Below are 14,775 nucleotides of genomic sequence, written 5' to 3' on the forward strand. Positions count from 1 at the left end.
TTCGGCTCAGGCGGCCCAACCCGGACAACCGCTGCGGGTCGGGCAGCACCGGTGGCGCCGGCGGATAGAGGGAATCCTACCGTGCGCAGTGGGGAGGGGGGCATCGGGGGGCGGATGGGTTGCGAAAAGCTCCGGCCTCGGAACTGCGAGATGCGGGACGCTTGCGGAAGCGATCCCTGCGAGGGCGGGCCAGCGGAGGTATGCAACCCGCCTGAAGCGCGGGTTCCAGCTTGCGCATACGGCGGGAAATCCGGGTAGCCTCCTCCTAGCTCCCTCGACTGAAGCTCCCCATGTTGGGTATGGATCGGCTGCGCCGATTCCGGGGACGACCTTGGGGTTCGCCGGCGACGAACCGGTAGAATATTCCCCTGACACGCGGGCAGACGCCGTAATCGCCTCCCCCCGACACCGATCCAAGGAGTTCCATCCGATGAAGATCCTCGTCGCCTACAAGCGCGTGGTGGACTACAACGTCCGCATCCAGGTCAAGCCGGATGGCTCCGGCGTGGTCACCGACGGCGTCAAGCTGTCGGCCAACCCCTTCGACGAGATCGCGCTGGAAGAGGCCCTGCGCCTGCGCGACAAGGGCGTGGCCGAGGAGGTCGTGGTCGTGACGATCGCCCCCGCCGACGCCCAGGCACACCTGCGCAACGGCCTGGCGATGGGAGCCAACCGCGCCATCCACGTCGTCAGCGACGAGGCCATCCAGCCGCTGACCGCCGCCCGCGCCCTGCTCAAGCTGGTCGAGAAGGAGCAGCCGGACCTGGTGATCCTTGGCAAGCAGGCCATCGACGACGACGCCAACCAGACCGGGCAGATGCTGGCCACCCTCTGGGGCAGGCCGCAGGCCACCTTCGCTTCCAAGCTGGAGGTCGCCGACGGCAAGGCCACGGTCACCCGCGAGGTCGATGCCGGCCTCGAAACGCTGGAGGTCGACCTGCCGGCCGTGGTCACCACCGACCTGCGCCTCAACGAGCCGCGCTTCATCAAGCTGCCCGACATCATGAAGGCCAAGAGCAAGCCGATGGAGAGCATCCCGTTCGCGGAGCTGGGCGTCGAGTCCGGCGACTCGCTCAAGACCACCCATTACGCCGCGCCGCCCAAGCGAGGCAAGGGCGTGATGGTCAAGGATGCGGCCGAGCTGGTCGCGCTCCTGAAACAGGAAGGCTTGCTGTAATGGCGTAGGGTGGGCCCGGCCCACCGCTGCGACCTGCGTCCAATCCGGTGGGCCGGGGCCCACACAACGTTGCAAGGGAACGTCCATGTCGAATGTCCTCATCGTCGCCGAACACCTCGACGGCAAGCTCAACGCCTCGACCGCGAAGTGCGTGTCCGCCGCCGCCGCGCTATCGCCGGTGTCCATCGACATCGTGGTGCTGGCCGATGATCCCGCGGCCGTCGCCGCCGAGGCCGCCCAGCTCGAAGGCGTCGCCAAGGTGCTGACCGTGGCCAACGCGGCCAACGCCCATCCCATCGGCCAGGTGCTGGCGCGGCAGGTGGCCCAGCTGGCCAAGGGCTACAGCCACGTGTTCGGACCCAGCACAACCTTCGGCAAGGACCTGATGCCTTGCGTCGCCGCCCTGCTCGGCACCGCGCAGGTGTCGGACATCATGGCGGTCGAGGGCAGCCACACCTTCAAGCGCCCGATCTACGCCGGCAACGCCATCGTCACCGTGGAGGCCCCCGCCGACCAGACCGTGGTCGGTACCATCCGCACCGCTTCCTGGCAGGAAGCAGGCGGCGGCGGCACCGCCACGGTGGAGGCCGCCGAGGTGCAGGCCGACCTGCCGACCCATACCCGCTACATCGGCCTGGCCGCCGGCGAGTCCGACCGCCCCGACCTGCAGAGCGCCAAGCGCGTGGTCTCCGGCGGCCGCGGCGTGGGATCGGAGGAGAATTTCAAGATCATCTTCGACTTCGCCGACAAGCTCGGCGCCGCCGTGGGCGCTTCGCGTGCCGCGGTCGATGCCGGTTACGTGCCCAACGAACTGCAGGTCGGCCAGACCGGCAAGATCATCGCGCCCGATCTTTACGTCGCCATCGGCATCAGTGGCGCGATCCAGCACCTGACCGGCATCAAGGACGCGGGAACCATCGTCGCGATCAACAAGGATCCGGAGGCGCCGATCTTCGAGATCGCCGACATCGGCCTGGTGGGCGACCTGTTCAAGGTGCTACCGGAACTCGCATCACAGCTTTGAAGCCAGCCGGGCGGTTGCGGATCGCCTTCAACATTGGATGAACATGTCCATTTCACCCTTTCTTGCCTGCACCGAATGCGGACGCGACCTTCCGCCTGCCGCCCCGGTGGTCTGCCGGGGCTGCGGCACGGAGTTCCCGCTCCACGCAGGCAGGATGGTTTCATTCCTGCCTCCGGGTGCCGAAACCGCGCTCGATGCCATCGATTACGACACGGTCTACAAGGTCGATGCGCTTTCGAGCGACCGCCTCTACGCGCAATGCCGGCGGTTCCTGGGCGACCTCCTTCCGGCCCGGGTAGATTCGTACCTGGAGGTCGGGGCGGGGACGGGATTGTTCACGCTGGGATACCTCTCGGCCGCGCGCCCGCAACGCGCGCTGATCACCGATATCTCCCCGAAAATGCTCGATGTGTGCCGGCAACGCCTGGCCTCCAGGGCCATCGCAGAAGAGAGCGAGGTCTCTTACGCACTGTGGGACGGGACCGTCAACTGCTTCGCACCCGGGACCTTCGACCTGATCACCGGCTTCTCGGTGCTGCATCACATCCTGGACTACCAGGACACGCTGGCAATCCTGCAGAAGGCATTGGCTCCCGGCGGGCGGGCGATCTTCCTGGAGCCCAGTGCCGCGTTCCACCGGGCCCTCGTGGATCTGGTCGCGGAGGTCAATAGCGCGCTGCCGATCGGAGTGGGCGGTTGGACCACGGATCACCAGGCGCAGGTGGCTGCCTGGATCGCGGAGAATTACGTCAACATCAAATACCCCGGTGACGGGTTGGCACTGGAGCTGCGGGAGGACAAGCACTTGTTCGACCCCGCGGCCCTGCACAAGGCTGCCGCCAATGCCGGGTTCGGCCAGCTGCGGATCATTCCGTTCGCCGACGAGCAGGAGGCCTGGAGCGCCTTGTCGGTCTACGCCGGCCAGCTAGGTCTCCCACCCGAGTGCCACCGCCTGTTCCTCGCCCGGTGCGCGGCCATGATGCCCGGCCCTTTCGCCTACCTGTCCGCCGCGGATCGGGCTCCTTCGTTCCTGCTCGTGTTCCAACAGGAGGCCGCGCCGGACGAGCTCGCTCCGACGGGACCCAGGGCCAGCGGACCGGTCTTCCGCCATCCCTGCCCTCACTTCCGGTACGACATTGCCGTGGAGGTCCGGGAGGGCGCCGCGGGAGACTCCACCCAGGCGCAGGTGACGGCAAGCGGCTGGGTGCTGGGGGATGCCGAGGTGCAGTACGTGCAGCTCGAACGCATCGGTACCGCCCGGTTCCCCGTTGCCGGCATGCGGCTGGATGTCGCCACGATCATGAACGCCGATCGCCGATATCCTCCGGCGCGTGCCATGTGCAGCGGGTTGAACAAGACGCGCGAGCAGTACATCGAAGGCTTGCCCGGGGATGCCATCCGCGTGATCATTGCAACCGTGGATGGCGGTAGGCACGAGATCGGGCGCATCCCTCCGGGCCAGGCGACCGCGCGCATCACTTCCCTTGTATCGCCACCGGCCGACATGGAAGCCGACCCCGGGGCGATGGAGGGCCATCCGGGTGACGCCGGGGAACGGAGCTGACCGCCATTCACGCCGGGATCCTGCGCGACCTCTAGAATCCGGCCCTTGCCACGCTCCGCGGTTGCCGACACCCGACAGCCGCCCCACCCGCAATGGACCCTTTCAGGACCAGACCTCAATGAACAAGCTCAAATCCCTCGGTACCGCCTTGGCGTTGTGCTGGCTTGCGACCGCTTGCACCGACGATGGCGCCCCGGCCGAGCCCGCTGCCAATCCGCCCGCACCCGCCTCCGCGCCCACGGCAGACCCGGCGGCACCGGTGCAGACCCCGGCAAGACTTTCCAATTGGGAAACCCCCTTGGAGTCGGCCACCGAATCGCCGCTGTGCTATCTCGATGCAGTCAATGGCATGCCGGCGACCGGCGGGGCGTTTCAGGTCAGCGCCAACGCACCGGTCGTGATGGAAGGTTGGCTCTCCACCCTCGACCTTCAGGCGCCGCCCGAGGTCACCATCATCCTCGACGGTGCCATGGACTTCGGTATTTCCGGTGCAACCGGGATCACCCGGGACGACGTCGCCCAGGCGTACAACGCGCCCCAGCTCGCCCGGTCTGGCTTCAAGGCAGAGCTGTCCGAACTTGCCGTCGAACCCGGCACCTACACCCTCCTGCTGTCCCATGAGTCCGCAGGCACAACCGTGGTCTGCAAGCCAGGCTTGGCACTTCAGGTGCAGTGATGCGATCGCTGCATTAGGGCCTTCCCGAATGCAGCGGTTCTCTTGCCCGGCGCGGCGTCAGTGGCCGGCCCAAGGCTCGCATAGGTAATCCGGATTCTCGTCGCTGCGGCGAAACGGATCGGTCAATTGATCGGTGTACTCTCCCCTGAGTAGGCGCTTGCGGGGCAGGAGGTTCGTTCGGAAGAACCGTCCGAATGCCGCCAGCCTGTCCCCGCGAGGCGTCAGGACGACGCAATTGCCGTCGATCACGATCGTGCCGGACTCGACCTGCTCGGTCAGCCGGACGTCCACCAGCTTGTGTTCCCTGATGTACTCGCCCGTGAAGATGTGCTCGAACCTATCCAGGCGAATCGCTCCACCCCGCTGTTGGAGTTTCTCGAGGATGTAGAACGACAAGGAACGGTCGATCACCGTCGGCACGGATATGGCCAATACGTAGCCGAGCAAGGCACAGATCACCAGGAGTTGGCCTCGCTCGAAACCCGATAGCGCCGAGAACAATGCGGTGCCGAACATCAGGATGGCCAGGAGCAGCGATGCTGCGGCAGCCGCCTGCAGGGAAGAATAGAAGACGACGTCTACCTTGAGCAGCTTGATGATCGAAAGATAGAAGACGGCGAGAATCACCACGAATACCACGACCGCCATAAGTGCTGCGCGTACTTTTCCCGCTGTCTTCATGTTCCTGCCTCTGCCTTCGCGCGCCGCGTCAACGCGGCAGCTTCGTATAAACGCACACGATGCTCTTCCCCAGCCTGTAGCCAAGCAGCGGGTCGAGCCTCATCGAGACCGGGACCATGAGCCGGTCCCAGGCCTTGATCTGGTTCATCGTAGGCGAGCCGGACTTCAGTAGAAGCCGATTGGCCAGGCTGGCCAACATTCCCACGCTGTCCAGGTACTTGCATATGCTCACCGTGCTTCCATCGGGCGCGATCGTGCGGAGGCCTTGCGCGTTGTACCTGCGGAAATGCCCGATCTGCCGATCGAACTCCGTGTATAGGTAATCATGAGCGGGGGAGAGAACGACGACGTGGCCGCCCGGCTTGACGTGTTGCATCGCGCGAGCCACTTCGGCGCGATCATCCTCGATGTGCTCGAGGACGTCGATGTACAGCACGGTGTCGAAGCACTCGTCCGGGGCGAGATCGGCGATCGATCCATTCCGAACTTCAACCTGCGCTGGAATTCCACCGCGGTCGCGGAGCTCCACTATTCGTTTTGCAAGAACCGGGTCGGGCTCGAGCTCAACCCACTTGTTGAAACGATGCTCCTTGAGGTTGACGGCTGTTGCACCGATGCCGGCACCGACATCGAGCACATCCGGGCCCAAGTACGGGCTGATCGCTTGCGCCCAATAGCGCTTCCAGTTGATCGCATGCTGGAAGACGTCCAGCTCGGTACCGGAATAATCAAACTGTGTCATCAGCGTTCTCCTGTCCCGCCACCCTGAATACGATCGCCTTGTTCCCCGCATAGCTGACCAGTACCTGGGCGCCGGTGGCAATGATGAATCCAAGGCGGTAATCCAGCCCGTTGAGGTCGGTCCACACGTACAGGATGGATCCGTGCATCAGGGCGATCAAGCCATAGAGGACGGCGAAACTCGCCACTTGTCGCAGAGCCGGACCATCGCCGGCGCGGAAGACGAAATACCTGCTACCCACGAACGACGCGGATGCACCAAAAAGGGCGGCGATCATGTTCGCGAGCCCTGCCGATTCGAAATGGAGCACGAACAGGTTCACTGAAAGCACGGCGAAATGCACAACCGTAGCGAAGAGCCCATTGAGAATATGGCGAATGAAGCGCGGGCACTCTTTCACTCAGTCGTTCCGGCCAGGGGACGTACGGATGACTTCCTTCACGAATGCGGTGTGGCTCCCCGGGAGCACCGCACCACCCTTGCTCACGCCGGTCAGCATCAAGGTCATCAAGGTCAGGGCAGCTGTCTGCAGGAACACCAGGAAAAGCACTCCCAGTGCAACCGAGAACCATCCAGGGGTGGCGAAGCCGATGATCTTCAGAATGATGGCGATGACCGCGCACAGGATCGAGATCGTGGAAATCACGATGCATATCATCCCCACCCGCACCAACACATCTTCCGCGAACACCATCAGGGCCTTGAAGCCGTGGAGGACCAATCCCGTGAAGTTCATCCGGCTCCTGCCCGCGTAACGGGGGCCCCTGTCCAATGGGCAGGAGCCTATCCTGAGCTTCGACCCCAGCACGGCCGCCGCCACATGGGTCCATGTTTCATGCATCGCGACCAATCGCCTGACGGCTCGGCTCTTCAATGCCATGAAATTGCCGAAGCCGATCTTCCGGCCCGTCAAGACCCCGAAGATGATCTTGTACAAGAAGTAGAACGTCCGGAAACGCAGCGTTTCCACGCGGCTGCGGCGCTGCGCCACCGCGACATCGACCTGGTCCTGTTCCAGCGCGGCGAGCAGCGAGGGGATGGTCGCTGGAATGTCCTCGCCATCCGAGTCCATGACCACGACCGTCATGTCATCGGGCAGGTTCTCGGACACATATCCCAGTCCCACCGCGATAGCCCGTTGGTGGCCGACGTTTCTCTTCAGGCGGATCAGTTCGTCGGAAATGCCCGCCTGCTCGAGATGAGCGATGTCCAGGGGTTCGCGCACGGAACCGTCATCCACGACCACGACATGGACTGCGTCGCCGAACTCCTCCGCGATCGCCTCCAATAGTCGGCCAGAAGCTTCCCTGTCCTCGTAGACCGGGGTGACGATTGTCAGGCTTTTCCGTGGCATGGGTCGTTCTTCCTCAAGTCGCTCCGCGCTTCGGTTTCCCCGAACAGCGAAAACCTGCCGCTCAGGTTCGAGCACTTCTCGCCTGACCATGCGCAGTTGTCAGTCCGCGGGCCAGCGGCCGTGTGTTGGAATCGAAGCGGGACAGGGGGTCGCCGGCCAGCAAGATCAATGGGGCCAGGTACAGCATGAAGACATACCGGTACTCGGCCGAAGGCGCCACCGCAAGCACCACCCCAAGCTGCAGCCACAAGAGCGCTGCCGCGATCAGGGTCACCCGATCTCGCCTCCACAGCGCCACGAGTGTAATGACCATCAGCACGGCAACCCCGAGCGCGGCATTCCATGTCCATGACCTGGAGCGTGCCGACACTTCATTGAGCTGTCCGAGCCAACCCTTGCCTCGGTAGGCCAAGCCTTGCCGGTCCTTCCAGACCTTCAAGGGTCCATGCAGGTTGTCGGGCGCGGTATAGGGATCGACATGCTCGGCCCTGGCCAGCAACGCGCCGGCAAGCATTTCCACACGATGACCAGCCACCGAAGGCAGGTTCGGTGCCAGGTCGTGCCTGAGGAAACTGCGGACGATCCGAGTCCGCTGGTCCTGGGGCAGATACCCCAGATTGGGCCCGTCCCTGAAGAATCCAACGGTGTCCCAGTACAAGGGCCAGTAGATCCTGGCCGCGGAGCGCAGGCGTTCGTCCCCCACGACTTCTCTTGTTTCGTTCGAAAGGCGACTCCCGACCTCATGGCGATATCCACCTTGCGCGAGCCTTGCAACCTCGTGGATGACTGCCGGGAACATCAGGTCTGCCGTTCGGGACCTGTCCACGCCCAGGCTGGCAATCCCGTAAACCACGACCGTAGTGACTATCGCCACGCCCGCCAGCACCCTTCCATCACGGCCAAGGAACACCGCAACCAAGAGGCACCAAACGGGCAGGAACAGCAGGCCGTTTTCGCGGAAAGCGAATGCCATGGGGCTCGCAACGGCGATGATCACCCAGCTGATGAGTGAGGCGTGCCCGCGACGGCAGACCCAGACCGTCTCGGCCAGAATCGCAATGATCGCGAAGCAGAACAGCACGTCATTCTGGACGTAGAACACCATGTTGGCGACGTAGGGATTCAGAACCAGAATCGCGCCCAACGCAATGGAGATGGGATGCGCCCGGCCAGAAAACGCCATCGCGAAAATGCGCGACAGGAATGCCACGATGATCGCCGCCTGGGCGAATAGCGTGAGCGGGAAGAACCGGCCGCCCAGCGAGGTGAGTTCTATGAAGCGCGCATAGAGGAAAGGCTTGCGGTTGGTGATGTCGCCCGTCAGCACTTCCTGGAGGAAGTGCCCGCTGTCATAGCTGAACACCCCGGGGCGCAAGTGCATCCACCAGGCCAGGAAGTACAGGCCGAACAAAAGAGCGAAGCCTACCCACCATATGGCGAGCTCGCGCTCCCCCTGGAACATATCGGCACGGGCTGCAGTTAGGATGCTTGGCGCCATGGATTGCCTACCAAAGGTCACGGTAAATAGTTGGATGACGAGGGCCGGGTTTCCGTCGTTGCCCGCCGCGCGGCGCGGGCAGCTGGCCACCGACCTGAGTTGACGAAGTCACGGCACCGAAGCCACATTCTGGATCCTCTCGAGCCGGAACTGGGCACCGGTGGCGAAACATTCCGGTGTAACGAGTTGCCCGGCGGTTCCAGCGACGCGATTCATGGCCGGCCTGTCCGAGGCGAGTTTGAGCAACTCGTCGACCCAGGCGCGGGCCGTATTCTCCGCATGGAAACAGTCGACTCCGGTCCTCAGCGAATGGGTGTAAGGCAGGACCCGGGACGCCAAGGTCGGCAGGCCGATCGCCGCATAATCCAGGACCTTGATCGAGCTCTTGCAATCGTTGAAGCGATTGGAGAGCAGCGGGGCCACGCCGAGATCGAAATCCCCTTGCTGCTGCAACCAGTGCGCAAAACCCGGATAGGACGCGCCCAGGAAAAGGGGCGGCTCAAGCACGTCCAGCCAAGGGGCATCCTCGGGCGGACGCTCACAGACACCGATGACCGAGAGGCTGAAAACGCCGGGATTCCTGGTATCGAGGATTTGCATCACCGAGCATAGGAACCGGAAGTCCTCGTCATGCGTGCGGGTCCCCATGTAAACCAGGCGGAGGCGATCGGGGTCCCCAAGCCGGGTCGATCCGCGCTTCGAAGCAGACCAGATGGACGGATCCAGCGAGTTGGCGGCGACCTGCCGCGTGCCGGAAACAAGCGGCCGCACACGATCGCTCAATGCGGGGGTGCTGCACCATACCTCGTCAGCCACTTCCAGCGAGCGGGCGACAGCGCAGCGCATCGTCCGGTACTTCTCGCCTTCGCCATGGTCGTCCATGTCCAGCAGGTTGTCGTCCAGATCGTAAATCAGGCGTGCACCGACCAGCCGGGCAATCGCCACCATGGCATCCACGTCACGCGCAGCCGGGATCGATATCCGGTGCCAGATGATGACGTCTGGAGCGAATGCGAACAGCTCTTCGACCAGCAGGCTTCTGAACTCCAGGTGCCCGCTGTCCCGCAGATACTGGAGGAAACCGTGCAAGCGGATCGAGGCACAAGGCGAAAGCGTCCGGCCGTAGTGTTCCATCACTACTGCCACGCGCGGCCCAGCGGCTGCAGGTCCCCCTGTTCTACTCCGATCACCGGCTTGCATGAGCACGACTCTTGTTGGGCGCCGCATCTCCCGCGAACTCCAGCAGGAGCCCGGGCAACTCGGAACCTGGTGTATCGACGGGAAACAGCAAGGCGTGGGGATACCCCTCGAGGCGTTCCGGGAATGCGCCGTGGTTGGGCGCCGCGATTGGCCGACCGGTTGCCATGGCAGCCGTCAACGTGAACGAATACGTCTCAGGTGCAGTGGAGGCGAAGAGGAACAGATCGGCATCGGCCTCGTCGACCAAATCGGTCAGCTCGACGTCCTTGTACCATCCAGTCGACGAGAAACGCGCCGCCATGCCCTCGCTCACCTCGCCCTCCACCAGGCCCAGGTAACCAACTAGATGGAAATGCACGGGGAGGTTCTTCCGAGCCACCTGAGCCACCGCATCGAGCACCTTCCTCTTGCCTTTGTGGTTGGCCAGGACTCCCAGGAGCACCACTCGCAGCGGCTTTGCAGCGGAAATGGCCCGCCTCTTCCATCCAGCGAACTCGATGGTCGGTTGCTGCTCATGGTAGATGACGTCGGGTCGCACGGGATGATAGCGGCTGATTCGGCTGGCGGCATCCCGGCTGGGTGCGATGACCCGCGAGGCACCGCGGATGGCCCACTCGTGGTGGGCACGCCAGTTGACGATATCCGTCGCACCGTGCGTCGGTCGCTGGGCAATGCATGCATTGCAGCCGAACGCATCGGGCTCGCCGCAATACTCATGGTCTATGGTCGTCAAGGTGATCTGGGGACACACGGTGAAATAGTCGTGCACGTGGAACTCATAGGGCACGCCCGCGATCGCCAGCCCACTACGTATGAATGGCCCGTGCCCGTGCAAGTGATGGATCTGTACGGCCTGGACGCCCATCATGGCGAGCAACTGCGCGAACTGCTGGCCACTGTCGACTTCGATGCTCAGCTCGAAACCATCGAATGCCGATCGATTCTCCAGGTACATCTTCGTCGCACTGCCCGCGACCGGCTTCACCACGACGACATGGTGGGTATCCGCTAGCTCGTCACAGATTTCCCGGACTCGTCGCTCGGTCCCCCCGCCGATGTCGTGCGTGATCAAGGCCAGGATCGGCTTCTCGTCTCGCTCCCACAGGGCGAACGTAAGACGCAGCCTCGACACCATGCTGGGATCCAGCCCGACGTGACGTGCAATCAGGGCGTTGTATTGCGGGTAACGCTCTTCAATCACGCGCGCGGCATTGCGCTTGCCTTCGCTGCTGGTCGCGGCAAAGCTCACCTCGCCGACGTGCTTGACGAAGACGTCGGTCGCAAGCAAATGCGAGAACCCCTTGGCCGAAGCCTTCAGGCAGAAATCGTTTTCTTCGCCATATCCGCGACCGAATGCTTCCTCGTCGAAGAAACCGACCGCCTCCAGGCAGGGCCTCGTGATCAGCATGCAGAAGCCGACGCTGGTCGGAAGATCGACACTCACCCCTACATTCACCTTGGCGGCGAGCACGTCGACTTCGGCGACCGAGCAGTCGCTCGGCATCGAGTTCTCGCCCAGCTTGGGATAACTGCAGATGGTGGCATTGTTGGACAGGGGCGCGACCGTTCCGGCGCGTTCACAGCGTGAAGCGTGGGCATGGAGCCGGTCCACCCAGTCGTTAGCAACTTCGGTGTCGCTATTCAGGAGCAACACCGCGCTGCATTCGGGAGTCGCCAATGCGGCGCGCATCCCACGGTTGACCGTCCGCACGAAGCCCTGGTTTTCCGCATTCTCCTCGAGGAGAACTTGGCCCGCCGCAGCCAAGGTCCTCAGATACTCGGTCACCTCCGGCTCGGGTGATGAGTCATTGATGACCCTCAGGCGGGTACGGATGCGATTGCTTGAACTGAGAACCGACTCAAGGCACCTCCGTGTCTCCTCGAGGTTTCGGTACACCGGGACGATGATGTCGACGCACCCGTCACGCACGGGACCGAGGGATCCAGGGAGCGCGAAGTCCTCGAGCGTGAGATACAGGCTGCTGATGTCGATGCCGAGCTGGCGGCCATGGACGAGATAGTGTGCCAACGGGTCCAGGCCCGTTTTCGAGTATTCCGGGTACTTCGACGCGTACCGCGCCATGTCGAAGTCCGGCCCCGGATTTCTCAGTTCCGTCGCCCCGTATCGGCAGAAATGCCTGGCGGGCGACATGCCCGAGCGGGCAATGTCCTGGTTCCGCTCCAGATACCACGCCGAATTGAAGTAGGCGTTGGGCTCACGCCCCTCCGCGATCCCCTGCTCGATGAAATGCACCAGCGGGTTCCAGCCTTCGGCCGAAACGTCCCGGTAGTGCGAGAGGTACCATCGCGCGTCGAAATAGGGATGGGCCTCGGGATGACCTTGCCAGTGCGCCGTGTAAACCGCGAGCGCGCACGCCGAACGCGGGACGTCCGGGTTGCGCGCCCGGAAGAAGCCTGGATCGAACCATTCACAAGGCTTGTACCCCAGCTTTTCGCCCGCCATGACGTAATGCAGAAGCGCTTCACCTGGAGTGCCGGAGAACTTGTACTCGTAGCGGTAGTAATCGGCGTCGAACAGGGGGTTGGCGACACGTGGCCTGTCGTCACTCCAAACGCCCGACGCCAGTTCCAGCTCGTTGGCTGGCGCACGCCCTGTGACGGCGCCATACCACGCCTGGTCGATCACGCCCGACCGGATCAGCACCCTAAGTTTGAAAGGGATAGGCAGAAACCGGGCCGGCACCCTGGAAAGCCACCCGTAAATCCAACTCTTCATGCCCGTAAGCCAGACTGGCATTGCTCTACTTTCCTTGTCAGGTATGCCCACGAACACTCGATGGGTCTCGGCCGAGCAGCTTCAGAAGCTTGCGCGACCACTTGCGCTGCTCACGTTTTTCCAACTCTTCACTCAACTCGCCCAGCCCGTGACTCAATTCGCCAAGCTCTTCACCCAACTCCCCAAGCTGCAATTCAACCGTGCCAACCTTTCGGACGGTCTGGTCTTCCAGCTCTTGCAGCACCTTGATGCGATTGTCCATCTCGCCCAATACATCACGGTGCTCCTTCAGACGCTGGTGAACGCCGGAAAGCGCGGAGGCGGACTCGGACATCAACTGCTCTCGCACCGTGACCAGGTCATGTCGCACGACGTCGGTGTATTCGCTCAGCATCGACTTGAATTGCTCTGCTGACTGCGCCACTTCACTCCTCACGTTTTCCACGCCCCCAGCTGCGTTGACAACCGTCGCGGAGGTGGAATCCGCCATCTTGCGAATCTCCTCGACGGCGCTTCGTAGCTTGGCGAGCTCTGCCTCGATCAAGTTCCTGACATGGGCGACGTCGTGCCGCACGTTTTCGAACCCGCCGGTTATCTCCGCTTTATCCTGGCTCTTGGACTCGCGGTTAAGAGAGCGCTCGTGCACCAATGCGCTGTTGAGGCGAGCCCGCTCCGTGTCGTCCTCGACGCAGGATCCCAGTCTCTCGAACAGCCCCTTGATCAAACCTGCGTCGAGCTCCTTGGAGAACAGGGGCGCGATCTCGGGTGGGACGACCGAGCCGACGGACACAACCCCCAGACCATGGCCATGTGTGAACTCGAAGCAGTCGTAGCGCTGCTCGATCTCTTGCCAGAATCGCCAAACACCGAATCCGCGCTCGCGCACGCAAGTGTCGTGGAACAGCACGATGGCCCTGTCCGAGAGCTTCGGCAACCAGGTTTCGAAGTCGTGCTTGACCGCGTCATAGGTGTGCAGGCCGTCGATATGAAGGAGATCGACTGAACCGTCTTCGAAGTAATCGGCCGCCTCATCGAACGTCATCCGCATCAACTCGGAAAACCCTGCGTACTTGCGCGAGTGATACGCATCTAGCTGCTCGTAAACCTCTTCCCCATACTCGCCGGCATGCTCGTCCCCGGCCCACGTGTCCACGGCGAAGCACTTGCAGGCAACATCGTTCGCGACGATGGCTTGGCAAAATGCCAAGTATGAGCTCCCATGGTGGGTTCCCAGTTCCACGAGCATGCGCGGACGAAAGCACTCGATCAGCCAGCCCGCAAATGGTATGTGCGTAAGCCAGGCGCTCGGCGCCGCCCTTTCCGCGCGCATGTACATCGACTTCTTGAGAGGAAAGTCAGGCATGTGGGTTGCTTCCATCAAATACTGGGGTCTAGCGAGTTCGTCGGTGGGCGAGCATGGTTCGACAACAGCATGCAGTCCGCGACACCGTTCGTCAGCCGGGCAAGTCTCCGGACTCAGGAAACCTCGGCCGCCACCGGCCGCAGAGCCAGGCCTAGCGAGATCAGCAGCCGGCTCATCCGGCTACGAGCCCCTTCCGGGCGCTTCCTGAACACACCCACGGTGTCGCCCCATTGTCCGCTATCTGGATCCTGGTGCGGCTCCCAGTCCGTCGAGACCTGCAGCAGGTCGCAATCGCCGAATTTGGCCAGGGCCCGATAGCCGTCCGGATAGAAGCGCCAACAGTCTTGCGGAAACCGATGCTCGGGGCCGCGCGAAGGCGCGATCAGGAAAATCATCCCGCCAGGCTTGAGTACCCGCAGCATCTCCAGGAACGTCAGCCAGAAATATTCCACGTGCTCGAAGGCCTGCCCCGAGATCACGAGATCCTGGGAACCGCTTGCGAACGGAAACTTGTACGGGGAGGTCAACACGACGTCCACGCCGGGGCCTTCCGCCAAATCGACGCCGGTATAACGCCATCCCGGCGGCGTAAATAGGCTCCGGTACGATCCATTCACGTCATAGGAGCCGATATCCAGCACGGAAATCGACGCGCCGGGATCGAGGTGATCCCGAACAAGGGAGCTCATGTGCTCGTAGGAACTAGCATGCATCCGAAATTCCTCGTGTAGGGATCAGCCCGCAACAGACAGCTTCGCG

13 protein-coding genes are annotated in these 14,775 nt (G+C 63.0%); 4 read left to right on the plus strand and 9 right to left on the minus strand.

The features are described 5' to 3' along the window. Positions 1-430 precede the first annotated feature (430 nt). From ABD970_RS00725 to ABD970_RS00740, 4 genes are all read left to right on the plus strand, one after another. Positions 431-1,177, plus strand: a complete 747-nt coding sequence (locus ABD970_RS00725) for an electron transfer flavoprotein subunit beta/FixA family protein (RefSeq protein WP_345293583.1) — start codon at positions 431-433, stop codon at positions 1,175-1,177. Between the two features lie 85 nt (positions 1,178-1,262). Then, positions 1,263-2,201 (plus strand): electron transfer flavoprotein subunit alpha/FixB family protein, encoded by a 939-nt coding sequence (locus ABD970_RS00730; RefSeq protein ID WP_345293584.1) that lies wholly within the window; start codon positions 1,263-1,265, stop codon positions 2,199-2,201. A gap of 154 nt (positions 2,202-2,355) precedes the next feature. Further along, entirely contained in the window at positions 2,356-3,765 is a 1,410-nt protein-coding gene (locus tag ABD970_RS00735) for a class I SAM-dependent methyltransferase (protein WP_345293585.1), read from the plus strand. A 61-nt stretch (positions 3,766-3,826) separates the two neighbouring features. Further along, a complete protein-coding gene (locus tag ABD970_RS00740; RefSeq protein ID WP_345293586.1) occupies positions 3,827-4,441 on the plus strand; it encodes a hypothetical protein in 615 nt (204 codons plus the stop codon). A 57-nt stretch (positions 4,442-4,498) separates the two neighbouring features. Here ABD970_RS00740 and ABD970_RS00745 read toward each other — a convergent pair whose 3' ends face one another. The 9 genes from ABD970_RS00745 to ABD970_RS00785 form a co-directional block, all read right to left on the minus strand. Next, positions 4,499-5,122: a hypothetical protein gene (locus tag ABD970_RS00745; RefSeq protein WP_345293587.1), complete on the minus strand. Its 624-nt coding sequence runs from the start codon at positions 5,120-5,122 to the stop codon at positions 4,499-4,501. A 28-nt stretch (positions 5,123-5,150) separates the two neighbouring features. After that, positions 5,151-5,864, minus strand: a complete 714-nt coding sequence (locus ABD970_RS00750) for a class I SAM-dependent methyltransferase (protein WP_345293588.1) — start codon at positions 5,862-5,864, stop codon at positions 5,151-5,153. Continuing rightward, entirely contained in the window at positions 5,851-6,264 is a 414-nt protein-coding gene (locus ABD970_RS00755) for a GtrA family protein (RefSeq protein WP_345293589.1), read from the minus strand. The genes ABD970_RS00750 and ABD970_RS00755 overlap by 14 nt, the downstream gene beginning before the upstream one ends. Continuing rightward, a complete protein-coding gene (locus ABD970_RS00760) occupies positions 6,265-7,218 on the minus strand; it encodes a glycosyltransferase (protein WP_345293590.1) in 954 nt (317 codons plus the stop codon). 61 nt (positions 7,219-7,279) lie between these two features. Then, positions 7,280-8,806, minus strand: a complete 1,527-nt coding sequence (locus tag ABD970_RS00765) for a hypothetical protein (RefSeq protein ID WP_345293591.1) — start codon at positions 8,804-8,806, stop codon at positions 7,280-7,282. An 18-nt stretch (positions 8,807-8,824) separates the two neighbouring features. Next, positions 8,825-9,850 carry a glycosyltransferase family protein gene (locus ABD970_RS00770; RefSeq protein WP_345293592.1) on the minus strand — a complete coding sequence of 342 codons (1,026 nt, stop codon included), beginning with the start codon at positions 9,848-9,850 and terminating at the stop codon, positions 8,825-8,827. Between the two features lie 52 nt (positions 9,851-9,902). Beyond that, positions 9,903-12,653 carry a glycosyltransferase gene (locus ABD970_RS00775; protein ID WP_345293593.1) on the minus strand — a complete coding sequence of 917 codons (2,751 nt, stop codon included), beginning with the start codon at positions 12,651-12,653 and terminating at the stop codon, positions 9,903-9,905. Between the two features lie 37 nt (positions 12,654-12,690). Beyond that, the gene (locus ABD970_RS00780) at positions 12,691-14,031 is read right to left on the minus strand and encodes a class I SAM-dependent methyltransferase (protein ID WP_345293594.1); all 1,341 of its coding nucleotides are present in this window, start codon (positions 14,029-14,031) and stop codon (positions 12,691-12,693) included. Positions 14,032-14,129: 98 nt separating this feature from the next. Beyond that, on the minus strand, positions 14,130-14,705 hold the full coding sequence (locus tag ABD970_RS00785) for a methyltransferase domain-containing protein (RefSeq protein WP_345293595.1): 576 nt from the start codon (positions 14,703-14,705) through the stop codon (positions 14,130-14,132). Between the last annotated feature and the right edge of the window lie 70 nt (positions 14,706-14,775).

The organism is Luteimonas vadosa (assembly GCF_039543545.1).
GTDB classification, from domain to species: domain Bacteria; phylum Pseudomonadota; class Gammaproteobacteria; order Xanthomonadales; family Xanthomonadaceae; genus Luteimonas; species Luteimonas vadosa.

What these genes read in the sequence shown, in the direction of transcription:
- ABD970_RS00730 (WP_345293584.1), top strand. Translation starts at nt 1,263, where the DNA reads ATGTCGAATGTCCTCATCGTCGCCGAACACCTCGACGGCAAGCTCAAC.
- ABD970_RS00745 (WP_345293587.1), bottom strand. Translation starts at nt 5,122, where the DNA reads ATGAAGACAGCGGGAAAAGTACGCGCAGCACTTATGGCGGTCGTGGTA.
- ABD970_RS00785 (WP_345293595.1), bottom strand. Translation starts at nt 14,705, where the DNA reads ATGAGCTCCCTTGTTCGGGATCACCTCGATCCCGGCGCGTCGATTTCC.
- ABD970_RS00780 (WP_345293594.1), bottom strand. Translation starts at nt 14,031, where the DNA reads ATGGAAGCAACCCACATGCCTGACTTTCCTCTCAAGAAGTCGATGTAC.
- ABD970_RS00735 (WP_345293585.1), top strand. Translation starts at nt 2,356, where the DNA reads ATGGTTTCATTCCTGCCTCCGGGTGCCGAAACCGCGCTCGATGCCATC.
- ABD970_RS00750 (WP_345293588.1), bottom strand. Translation starts at nt 5,864, where the DNA reads ATGACACAGTTTGATTATTCCGGTACCGAGCTGGACGTCTTCCAGCAT.
- ABD970_RS00725 (WP_345293583.1), top strand. Translation starts at nt 431, where the DNA reads ATGAAGATCCTCGTCGCCTACAAGCGCGTGGTGGACTACAACGTCCGC.
- ABD970_RS00775 (WP_345293593.1), bottom strand. Translation starts at nt 12,653, where the DNA reads ATGAAGAGTTGGATTTACGGGTGGCTTTCCAGGGTGCCGGCCCGGTTT.
- ABD970_RS00760 (WP_345293590.1), bottom strand. Translation starts at nt 7,218, where the DNA reads ATGCCACGGAAAAGCCTGACAATCGTCACCCCGGTCTACGAGGACAGG.
- ABD970_RS00770 (WP_345293592.1), bottom strand. Translation starts at nt 9,850, where the DNA reads ATGGAACACTACGGCCGGACGCTTTCGCCTTGTGCCTCGATCCGCTTG.